10 protein-coding genes are annotated in these 10888 nt (G+C 65.7%); 5 read left to right on the top strand and 5 right to left on the bottom strand.

The window, feature by feature from the left end; all coding sequences use genetic code 11:
- Positions 1 to 17: 17 nt before the first annotated feature.
- From KF907_RS12470 to prmB, 3 genes are all read right to left on the bottom strand, one after another.
- Positions 18 to 1046, bottom strand: a complete 1029-nt coding sequence (locus KF907_RS12470; protein WP_291220838.1) for an aspartate-semialdehyde dehydrogenase — start codon at positions 1044 to 1046, stop codon at positions 18 to 20.
- Positions 1047 to 1102: 56 nt separating this feature from the next.
- Complete coding sequence (gene aroC, locus KF907_RS12465; RefSeq protein ID WP_291220837.1) at positions 1103 to 2218, bottom strand: chorismate synthase; 1116 nt, start codon at positions 2216 to 2218, stop codon at positions 1103 to 1105.
- Positions 2219 to 2382: 164 nt separating this feature from the next.
- On the bottom strand, positions 2383 to 3303 hold the full coding sequence (gene prmB / locus KF907_RS12460; protein WP_291220835.1) for a 50S ribosomal protein L3 N(5)-glutamine methyltransferase: 921 nt from the start codon (positions 3301 to 3303) through the stop codon (positions 2383 to 2385).
- A 164-nt stretch (positions 3304 to 3467) separates the two neighbouring features.
- On the opposite strand from prmB, the gene KF907_RS12455 reads away from it, so the two are divergent.
- The 3 genes from KF907_RS12455 to KF907_RS12445 all read left to right on the top strand — a co-directional run bounded on the left by KF907_RS12455 (position 3468) and on the right by KF907_RS12445 (position 5505).
- Complete coding sequence (locus KF907_RS12455) at positions 3468 to 4109, top strand: SCO family protein (protein ID WP_291220833.1); 642 nt, start codon at positions 3468 to 3470, stop codon at positions 4107 to 4109.
- On the top strand, positions 4109 to 4945 hold the full coding sequence (gene asd / locus KF907_RS12450) for an archaetidylserine decarboxylase (protein WP_291220831.1): 837 nt from the start codon (positions 4109 to 4111) through the stop codon (positions 4943 to 4945). The genes KF907_RS12455 and asd overlap by 1 nt, the downstream gene beginning before the upstream one ends.
- A 116-nt stretch (positions 4946 to 5061) precedes the next feature.
- Entirely contained in the window at positions 5062 to 5505 is a 444-nt protein-coding gene (locus KF907_RS12445) for a hypothetical protein (protein WP_291220829.1), read from the top strand.
- Between the two features lie 391 nt (positions 5506 to 5896).
- Here the strand turns inward: KF907_RS12445 and KF907_RS12440 are convergent, their stop codons facing one another.
- Positions 5897 to 6505: a hypothetical protein gene (locus KF907_RS12440; protein ID WP_291220827.1), complete on the bottom strand. Its 609-nt coding sequence runs from the start codon at positions 6503 to 6505 to the stop codon at positions 5897 to 5899.
- A 672-nt stretch (positions 6506 to 7177) separates the two neighbouring features.
- Positions 7178 to 8698 carry a transglycosylase SLT domain-containing protein gene (locus tag KF907_RS12435; protein WP_291220825.1) on the bottom strand — a complete coding sequence of 507 codons (1521 nt, stop codon included), beginning with the start codon at positions 8696 to 8698 and terminating at the stop codon, positions 7178 to 7180.
- A gap of 117 nt (positions 8699 to 8815) precedes the next feature.
- On the opposite strand from KF907_RS12435, the gene KF907_RS12430 reads away from it, so the two are divergent.
- Positions 8816 to 10303 (top strand): helicase HerA-like domain-containing protein, encoded by a 1488-nt coding sequence (locus KF907_RS12430; protein ID WP_291221233.1) that lies wholly within the window; start codon positions 8816 to 8818, stop codon positions 10301 to 10303.
- A complete protein-coding gene (gene greB / locus KF907_RS12425; protein WP_291220823.1) occupies positions 10303 to 10800 on the top strand; it encodes a transcription elongation factor GreB in 498 nt (165 codons plus the stop codon). The genes KF907_RS12430 and greB overlap by 1 nt, the downstream gene beginning before the upstream one ends.
- Positions 10801 to 10888: the final 88 nt, after the last annotated feature.

Below are 10888 nucleotides of genomic sequence, written 5' to 3'. Positions count from 1 at the left end.
ACAATCGTAACTCTATATCAGAGATACGTTTTCACCAATAGCTCACCAATCTGGACCGCATTGAGGGCAGCCCCCTTGCGGATATTGTCGGCAACGACCCACAAAGCGATGCCACGTGGATGCGAGATGTCCTCGCGGATGCGGCCGACGAAGACCGGATCGGCGCCGGCCGCGTCGCCTACCGGCGTCGGATAGCCGCCGGCCTTGCGCTCGTCGATCACGCGCACTCCGGGCGCTCCTTCGAGCAGTTCGCGCACGCGCCCCGCGCTGATCTTTTCGCGTGTCTCGATGTGCACGGCCTCGGCGTGACCGAGGAAGACCGGCACACGCACCGCGGTCGGGTTCACCTGGATCGTATCGTCACCAAGGATGCGGCGCGTCTCCCACACCATCTTCATTTCCTCGCGGGTGTAGCCGTTGTCCTGGAAGTCGTCGATGTGCGGGATGACATTGAAGGCAATCTGCTTCGGGAACTTCGTCGGCGCCGGATCCTGAAAATTGAGCAGGGCGGCGGTCTGCCGGCCGAGTTCCTCGATGCCCGAACGCCCGGCGCCGGACACCGACTGGTAGGTGGCCACGTTGATGCGCTCGATGCCGACAGCTCGATGGATCGGCGCCAGCGCAACCAACATCTGCATGGTCGAACAGTTCGGGTTGGCGATGATGCCACGCTGCGCATAGCCGGCGATCGCTTGCGGATTGACCTCGCTGACCACCAGCGGCACGTCCTCGGCGCGACGGAACTCCGACGTGTTGTCGATGACCACCGCACCGGCGGCCGCCGCGCGCGGCGCATGCACCCGGCTGACCGCGCCGCCGGCCGAGAAGAAGGCAATGTCGATGTCCTTGAAGTCGAAGCTGTCCAACTCGCGCACCGTGGCCTGCTTGGCGCCGAGCGAAACCTTTCCACCGGCACTTTTCGCGCTGGCCAGCGGCACGAATTGGCCGATCGGAAAACGCCGCTCGGCGAGGATCTCGATCAGTGCCTCGCCAACCGCGCCAGTGGCACCGACGAGGGCGACGTTGTAGCTCGACTTCTGGCTCATGGGATGTCCGGAAAGGTGTCCACTCCGCACATTGTGCGGAGGAACGAGGTTGCGGCTCAATTGCCGCGTGGTACGAGCCCCGCGACGCCGGGCACGCGCGGCGTGACCGCACCGACGTCGCCGCACTGCGCGCGGTGACGCAGGGCGTGGTCGATCAGCACGAGGGCCACCATCGCCTCGACGATCGGCACGGCGCGCAGGCCTACGCAGGGATCGTGGCGGCCCTTGGTGCGCACGTCGACCGCCGCACCGGCAAGGTTCACGCTGCGTCCCGGCACCAGGATGCTCGAGGTCGGCTTGAAGGCGACACTGGCGACGACGGGCTGGCCGCTGCTGATGCCGCCGAGGATGCCACCGGCATGGTTGGAGAGGAACCCTTCCGGGGTCAGCTCGTCGCGATGCTGCGTGCCCTTCTGAGTCACGACATCGAAACCATCGCCGATACCGACCGCCTTGACTGCGTTGATCGACATCAGCGCCGCAGCGAGATCGCCGTCGAGCTTGCCGTAGATCGGCTCGCCCCAGCCTGGCGGCACGCCGTCGGCGAGCACGTCGACACGCGCACCGACCGAGTCGCCGGCCTTGCGCAGCGCGTCGATGAACGCCTCGAGCTCGCCGACCATCGCCGCATCGGGCCAGAAGAAAGGATTGCCCTCGACCGCCTTCCAATCAAACGAGCGCGGCACCAGATCACCGATTTGCACGACGCACCCGCGTACGCAGATGCCGTGGTGTTCAGCCAGCCACTTCTTGGCAACCACACCGGCAGCGACGCGCATCGTCGTCTCGCGCGCAGACGAACGACCGCCACCGCGCGGATCGCGGATGCCGTACTTCTGCCAGTAGGTGTAGTCGGCGTGGCCGGGACGGAACGTTTCGAGCAGTTCGCCGTAGTCCTTCGAGCGCTGGTCGGTGTTGCGGATCAGCAGCGCAATCGGCGTGCCGGTCGTGCGCCCCTCGAACACGCCCGACAGGATCTCGATCTCGTCGGCCTCTCGGCGCTGCGAGGTGTAGCGCGAGCGTCCGGTCGCACGGCGCTCGAGATCGTGGCGGAACTCCTCGGGCGCGATCGCCAGTCCCGGCGGACAGCCGTCGATCACGCAGCCGATTGCCGGACCGTGGCTTTCGCCGAAGGTGGTGACGGTGAAGAGCTTGCCGAATGTATTGCTCATGGAGTGCGAGGCCTGCTACTGGGACACGGCGACGAAGAGCGGGACGCGCGGGCACGACAACCGGGCATGGTCATGTTCAGGAGGGCAGCGCAGCGACCTTTGCAGCAACAGCTTCGATCCCGCAATGGTCCACGGCACTCGAATCTCCTCCCCAACCTTGTCCTCTAACCTCGCGCCGCCGCCGCAGCGAGAATGGCGGGCGCATGCGCCACCAGATCGGCACGGTCGATCACGAACACACCCATTGCGCCGACGGCGAATTCGACCCAGTTGAACGGCACCTCGGGCAACCGTTCGACCAAGGCACGCTCGCTCTCGCCGACTTCAACGATCAGCACGCCATGCTCGGTCAGATGGGCCGGTGCTTCAGCGAGGATGCGCAACGCGAAGTCGAGGCCATCGCTGCCGGCGGTGAGGCCGAGCTTCGGCTCATGCGCATATTCGGCCGGCAGGGCGGCGAACTCGCTTTCGGTCACGTAAGGCGGGTTGCTGACGATGAGGTCGTACTTCTCGCCCGGGATGCCGGTGAACAGGTCGGAGCAGATCGCGCGCACGCATGCGCCGACGTCCTGGTAATCGATGTTCTCGCGCGCCAGCGACAGCGCCTCGTCGCTGATGTCAACCAGATCGACCTGCCAGTCCGGGTTGTACGAGGCCATGGCGATGCCGATGCAGCCCGAGCCCGTGCACAGGTCGAGCGCACGTCCGACGTCGCGCCCATCGAGCCAAGGCGAGAAGCCGTTCTGGATCAACTCGGCGATCGGCGAACGCGGCACCAGCGCACGGCGGTCCGTGATGAACTCGAGGCCGGCGAACCAGGCCTTGCCGGTCAGGTAGGCGACCGGCGTGCGTTCGCGCACGCGGCGCTCGAACAGGTCGAGGACGGCCTGTTTCTCGGCGCTGGTCAGGCGCGCCTGGCCATAGGCCGGGGAAAGATCATGCGGCAGATGCAGGGTCTGCAGGACGAGGTGCGTGGCCTCGTCGAGCGCATTGTCGTAGCTGTGCCCGAAGGTGACGTCGGCCTCACCGAAGCGGCTTGCTCCGTAGCGGATGAAATCGATGATCGTGGCGAGTTCGGCGGTCATTGGTAGCGGTGCTTGGCAGCGGTGAATGGTGACTGGTGATTCGGAGTAGCTTCGTGCGGGCTTGTGCATTTTGCCGATCACGAATCACCAATCACGGCCTACCAGTGTACCGGCAGCCGTGTGGACCTGCCGACCTTCCGCGACATGGCGGCTATACTGGGCGGATGACCGCCCCCCCTACCCGCACGCGCATCGGTGCGACACCGCTGATCCTGATCGCCGCCGTGGCAGTCGCCATCGGCTTCTTCGTCGGTTCGCGTTTTCTTGGCGCACCGCCTGCACCCGCCATGACGACCGCCGTGCTCTATCCGGCGCCGCGCGAGGTTCCAGCGTTCAACCTCGCCGCCGCCGACGGCAAACCGCTGACCGCGGCCGACTGGAAGGGCCGCTGGACCCTTGTCTTCATCGGTTTCACGCACTGCCCGGACGTTTGCCCGAACACGCTCGCCGTGTTCCGCCAGGTCTGGAACCGGCTCGACGCACAGGGCCTGACGGCGAGGCTGCGTTTCGCTTTCATTTCGGTCGACCCGGAGCGCGACAACGGTACGCGCCTCACCGACTACGTGCGCTACTTCCACCCGGACTTCGAAGCTGCGACCGGCAGCAACGATGACCTCACCCGCTTCACACGCTCGCTCGGCCTGGTCTACACGCATGTGCCGGACGACAAGGGAGGCTACTCGGTCGACCACAGCGCATCGGTCGTCATCATCGATCCCGACGGTCGCGTCATCGGCCTGTTCCGCCCGCCGCTGGAGGTGGAGCCCATCGCCACTGACCTTGCCACCCTGGCCGGAAAGCACTGATGACGCCGTCGATCCTCCTGCAGTACGTGCTGCCGCACCGATTTCTTTCGCGTGTGGTCCACTGGGCCACACGCCGGACCTGGCGGCCATGGAAGAACTGGCTGATCCGCCGGATCACCAAGGGCTATCACGTCGACCTCGACGAAGCCGCGGAACCTGACTCCGACGCCTACGAACACTTCAACGCCTTTTTCACCCGCGCACTGAAGGCCGGTGCACGCCCGCAGGATGCCGACCCTGCCAGCCTGCTGTGCCCGGCCGATGGCCGGATCAGCCAGGCCGGCCCGATCCGTGCCGGACGCGTGTTCCAGGCCAAGGGCCAGGACTACAGTGCCGCCGAACTGCTCGGCGACGACGCGTCCGCTGCGCCCTATGCCGACGGCGCCTTCGTGACCGTCTACCTTTCACCCCGCGACTACCACCGGGTACACATGCCTCTGGCCGGGCGCCTGGTCTCGACCCTGCACGTGCCGGGGCGCCTGTTCAGCGTGGCTCCGTTTGCGGTTGCGGGGATCCCGCGGCTGTTCGCGCGCAATGAACGCCTGGTCTGCCATTTCGAGGGCGAGCACGGCCCGTTTGTCCTCGTCCTGGTCGGCGCCCTGCTCGTGTCGAGCGTGTCGACGGTATGGAATGGCCTGGAGATCCCGCCCTATGCCTCGCGACCGGTCGCACGCGACTGGCGCAGCCGCGACCTGCATCTCGGTCGGGGCGATGAAATGGGACGATTCAACATGGGTTCGACTGTCATCCTGCTGCTGCCGCCTGGCGGCCCGCACCTCGACGCGCTGACCCCCGAACAGTCCGTGCGCGTCGGTCAGCGCATTGGCCACGCCTGAGTACGCTCCGGAGCGTGACCGGTTCCGCGAAAATGTGACGAAAATTGGCAGGAAGTGACCAAAATCACTGCCGACCCGGCTACAATCGCCGCTCCACGAGTCCACAGGGGGCGACCATGCAGATCCTTACCCGTTTGATCGCGCTGACTCGCGGCATGCAGTTGAAGCGCCAGTTCAAGGACATTGAAAAAGCGCTCGAGCAGCTCGCACCCGGTGCGCGCCGCCAGCTTGCCGCGATTGCCATGCGCGAGTTCTCCGCCGCATCGAAGAGCGAGTTCCCGCACCTCTACGCCACCCCACCCGAAGAGAAGTACGCGCCGTGGGGCTCCGGCACCGCAATCGGTTTCGAGCGCATGAAATCCGACAGCCTGCAGGTGCGCCTGCGTGGCCTTGCCCTTTGGCTGATCGTCAGCTTCCACGAGACCAAGGATTCGCCATTCCCCGACCAGCGCGAGTTGCACCGCCAGGTCATGCGCACCCTGCGTACGCTGAAGGAGTCGGCTGGCGACGCCCCCGACACTGCCAGCGAATACTTCAAGAACAGCCCTCGCGCCGCCTGAAACCCCCGCGTTCCAGGCGGCAAAGCCGAGCGATCCGGCAGGTTCCCCTCAGGTCGCAGCGCACCGTACGATTCCCCTGATCGTCGCCACGAAGTACCACCAACCGGTGGTCCTTCGTGCTCGTGCGGCTGTCGGGAGCCGGAAACTCCAGTCCGCACGATGCCCACGGCACGTCTCCGCACCACGCCCATCGCGCACCGGATGAGGCTGCTCGTCGGACCGCGCCTGCGAATCTTGGCGACTGTATCCCACGCCCGTTTATCAACGCACTGCGGGAGCCGACAACCCGAGGCGACCGCAGCGACCTGCCCCGGTGCGGACCCGCTCCCGCAAAAAAAGCAGGCGCCCACCTGGGGCGCCTGCTCGGAAACACACCGCATGGAACAGTGGATCAGTCCACCGAGAAACCCTGCAGGGTGACCGGCGTGGTACCGGCCGTGATCGCAGCACCCGTATTCTCGTAGCAGAAACCGGTGATCGTTGCCGGGAAGCCGTTAGGACCCGTTGTCGTCAGCGCAACCCAGCCGTAGTTCTGGGCTGACGTGACTTCATTGTAGAACCTGACGCCGATATAGCCCGATCCACCACCAAGGAGTGCGTCTGGGACCGTCCCGCCGGTGACGTTCGATGTATTGTAGGTCTGGCCCGGTCCGATGGTCGCGCCAGCGGCAAGAACGTCTGCGGTACCGGGCGTCGACGACACGACCTGGTTGGTGCCGGGACCGGTGCCTGGGTTGGTCCAGAACGACAGGCCCGCGCTATTGTTGTAGAAATTGATGTCCCAGTTGGCCACGGAGCCGTTGTTGTACGCGCCCGTGACGAGATTGGCGTACACGCCATCAATATTGTCGGGGATGGAGTACGGCAAGGCACCACCAAGTGGCGGCGTATCGCAGACGATTGCCGCATTGCCCGTGGTCGCAGCAAGAAGCAGGGCCGCTCCCGCCATAAGCCCCAAGTTGTTGCGGATGGAGCGACTCAGTTTCTTCTCATGATTCATTGGATTTGTCTCCACAGCCAGAGTTCGGATAACCGGGTTTTTACCACCAAGCACGGGGATGGATGCCCCAAACGCACAACCACCGGAGGCTCCCGCCACATTCCACGATCATGCGAACGGTCCGGTTCGATGCATGACACGGAACGGGTATCGGCTTCGTTGAAGCCACCACCAGATATGAGCGGAACGTTAACGCACATGTCCACCGAGTTCAAGTTCGCGCTTTGCCCGGGAATCCAGCGCGGGACGGGCCACCAATGCGGGGCGGTCGATACATTGTGCCGGGGGACTCCGATCAATTCCCGTGACGCTTGAAGGCGCTCCCGCAAGATCTTGATTCAGTGGGAGCAACTTCAGTAGCGATTCGGTTGAACAGGCCATCCCCAAGGGGCGCTGACCGGTCCCGCACCGGGATCACCGGCCTGGGCGGACGGGAATCAAGGCGCGACGGCGAAGGCAGGCTGGCCGTCTGTCGAGCCGGCGCAACGCCGAACTGCGCCCGCACCGGACGGCCCCAATCTTTGAGTCCCAATGACGGGGTGTCATCCGCAAGGCCCGCAGCGCGGCGTGCGCGGCTCGTCCAGGCAACCAGCCTGCACTTCGCCACGTCCACCGCGCTGCGAACCTCGCGGATGTCATGACGCCGTTGCGGGATTGATCATATGCGCATCCCTAGCGTCCGGCGGCGCACGCAGGCAGTTTGAGCGTCTGCCCTGCGCGAATGGCATAGCGCGGCGCACGCAGTCCGTTGAGGCGCGCGATTTCCTCGATACGCGCGCAGCCGGAGCGACGCGCGATCGCGGCGAGGCTGTCACCCTTGCGCACGACATAGCTGTGCGTACCACTGCCGCGCACGGTGGCGACACGTGTCGCTTTCGGCGTCGTCGCGGCCACAGCAAGGCTCGCCGTATGCAGGTCTGCGGCGAGCTGGCCCCATTGGCCTTCGACACATGACCGACGATATATCGGCTCGAGTTGTGCCGGCAGTTCGATGCGCGTCCCTGCCGGCTGGCGCTCGGCCGGATCGAGGGCGGGATTCAGATTGCGCAAGGCGCGGAACCAGCCGTCGGCCGATGCGCCCTCGTTGCCGAGACAGACCGTCAGTTCCGCCAGTGTCGCCGGCTCGGCCAGCATGATGCTGCCCGGACGACCATCGACCTTGGGGAACTGCAGGTTGTAGCGCTCCGGATGCAGGAACAACCAGGCCGCGGCGAGCACCATCGGCACGTAGTCGCGGGTCTCCGCCGGCAGGGCGGCATAGATGTCGGGATCCCAGAAGCTCTTTTGCCCGCCACGCCCGGCCAATCGCTGCATGCGCCCTTCCCCGCCGTTGTAGGCAGCGATGACCAGCTCGAGGTTGCCGTTGAATATGGCGAGTTGCTCATTGATATAGGCCGCGTTCGCGCGCGCCGACAGACCCGGATCGAAGCGCTGGTCGAAGCCATCGCGACGCGTCAGGCCAAAGCGCAGACCGGTCGCGTACATGAACTGCAGAGGCCCCGAGGCGCCCGCACGCGACACCGCGTGGACCCGTCCGCCGGATTCCTTGGCGAGGATGCCGAACAGCAAGGCCTCGGGCAGACCAACCTTGTGATACTCCGGCCACATGCGATAGCGCATGATCTGGTAGTTGACGTAGGCCGTCACGAGGTTCGGCCGATACTGCGTGAGCCACTGCTCGATGCCGGCCTTGACCGGCTCGTTGAGCACAAGGATGTCGGCCAGTTCGCGGCCATTGAGCAGGGTGATGGTGCGATCCATCGCCGGCAGTGCGGCGACGAGCGGGCTCCCGGCCACGCCCCCTTCGTCGCCGACGACGACAGGCTCCTCGCCATCGACGTCGTCCGGCGTTTCGAGGCCCGCACGCAACAGGCGGTCGTAGGTCGAAAAGAAGCGTGCGCCGTCGCAACCCGGCAAGGTTGTGCAACGTACGGCGGCGGCCTGCAATTCGTCGAGCGCGCCGTTCAATTCGACGCGCGCCCGCTCGACCTCACCATGCGCGGCGAGGTCGAGCGCCGAGAGGTGGCGCTGGCTGGCTGCATCGAACTCGCCGTACAGCCGGTTGAGCGCGATCTCGTCGACTTTGCCCTTGTTGCCGGGGGTGGGCCGGCCGGAGGTCTTCGCCGGCGCCGTTGCGCAGGCAGCCAGCAGGAGGCCAAGGGCGATCGGCAGGCAACGCAGGACGGAACTCATGTGTGGAGAAACTCCGGCTGGACGACACAGCACGGTACCCGAGGCATCGCACGTGGGCAAATGCACGGCGCCACGCTCTACAATTCGCGCGCTGTTCCGGCAACGAGGGCCTACGAAGTGGATGACATCCTGATCGGCAAGAGCGACATCGAGGTGTGGCTGCGCGCGCGCTATGCGAACCGCCATGGGATGGTCGCCGGTGCCACCGGCACCGGCAAATCCGTCACCCTGATGCTGCTCGCCGAAGGCTTCTCGAGGCTGGGCGTGCCGGTCTTCCTTGCCGACGTCAAGGGCGATCTGGCCGGGCTCTGCCAGGCCGGCGCGATGAGCGACCGACTCAAGGCGCGCATCGACCAGCTCGGCATCGAATGGAGCCCGAACGCGAACCCGGTGGTGTTCTGGGACATCTACGGCAAGCTCGGCCATCCGGTGCGCGCGACCGTCTCGGAGATGGGCCCGACCCTACTCGGCCGCCTGCTCGAACTCAACGACACCCAGCAAGGCGTGCTCGAGGTCGTGTTCAAGTGCGCCGACGACGAAGGCCTGCTCCTGCTCGACCTCAAGGACCTGCGCTCGATGCTGGCCTTCGCGTCGGAAAACGCCAAGGCGATCTCGCAGCAGTACGGCCTGATCAGCCCGGCCTCGCTGGCCGCGATCCAGCGCGCCCTGCTCTCACTCGAACAGGCCGGCGCGGATCATTTCTTCGGCGAGCCGGCACTCGACCTCGCCGACTTCATGCGTCAGGACATGTCCGGGCGCGGCATCATCAACATACTCGCCGCCGACCAACTGATCCTCAAGCCGAAGCTGTATTCGACCTTCCTGCTGTGGATGCTCTCGGAATTGTTCGAGAACCTGCCCGAGGCGGGCGATCTCGACCGGCCGAAACTCGTGTTCTTCTTCGACGAGGCGCATCTGTTGTTTGCCGATGCGCCGGCGGCACTGGTGCAGCGCATCGAGCAAGTCGTGCGCCTGATCCGCTCGAAGGGCGTCGGCGTGTACTTCTGCTCGCAGAATCCCGACGACGTGCCGCAGGTGGTGTTGGGCCAGATGGGCAACCGCGTGCAGCACGCACTGCGCGCATTCACGCCGCGCGACCAGAAGGCCGTACGTGCAGCCGCGGAGACCTTTCCACCGAACCCGCAGGTCGACGTGGTCAAGGCGATCACCGAACTCGGCGTCGGCGAGGCGTTGGTGACGACGCTGCAGGACGGCGGCAAGCCTTTGCCCGTGCAGCGCACCCTGATCGCCTCGCCGGGCTGTCGCATCGGCACGATCAGTGACGAGGAGCGCACGACGATCCGTTCGCGCTCGCCGGTTGGTGGCAAGTACGATACCGAGCTCGATCGCGAGTCGGCCTTCGAACTGCTTGCCGCACGTGCGCAGAATGCAGCCGAGCAGACCTCCACCAGCAAGGACAAGGCGAAACAAGCTCCGGCCGAAGAAGGCGGACTGATGGGCGCGGCCAAGGACCTGTTGTTCGGTACCAAACGCCGCCAGGGCATGCTCGAATCGATGGCGAAATCGGCCGCACGCAACGCCGGCAACCAGATCAGCCGCTCGATCATGCGCGGCGTCCTCGGCGGCATCTTCAAGTCACGCTGATGGGACGCTGGCGCGCACCGGGAGCGGCCTCCTCGGTGCTGATCACACCCGAGGGCCTGCGCCGACTACAGGAGGAACTGACCGACCTGTGGACGCGGCGCCGACCCGAAGTGGTCGCCGCCCTGAGCGCCGCCGCGGCCGAAGGCGACCGCTCGGAAAACGCCGAGTACATCTACCGCAAGAAGCAGCTTGCCGAAATCGATCGCCGCGTTCGTTACCTCGGCAAGCGCATCCCGAGCCTGCGCGCCTCGCACGAACTGCCGGCGGACCAGGCCGTGATCTACTTCGGCGCGTACTTCCGCGTCGAAGACGCGGATGGTTCAGAGCACGCCTATCGCATCGTCGGCCCGGACGAGAGCGACGCCCGGCGTGGTTGGATCAGCATCGACTCACCGTTTGCCCGCGCTGCACTGGGTCGCCGCATCGACGATGAATTCGAGGTGGCCACGCCGACCGGAGTGCGAATGTGTTGCGTGGTGGCGGTGGCGTATGAGTAGCGACAAAAGAGAGCCATGAGGTGCAACGGCGCGACAGGCGCGCCGTCATGATCGCGGAACGCGGTGCAGCGGCAGTCCTCGTGGCATG

The sequence above is a fragment of the Dokdonella sp. genome (genome assembly GCF_019634775.1).
Taxonomy (GTDB): domain Bacteria; phylum Pseudomonadota; class Gammaproteobacteria; order Xanthomonadales; family Rhodanobacteraceae; genus Dokdonella.
Note: the sequence above shows the minus strand (reverse complement) of the source record. Positions and strands in the feature narration are given on the sequence as shown.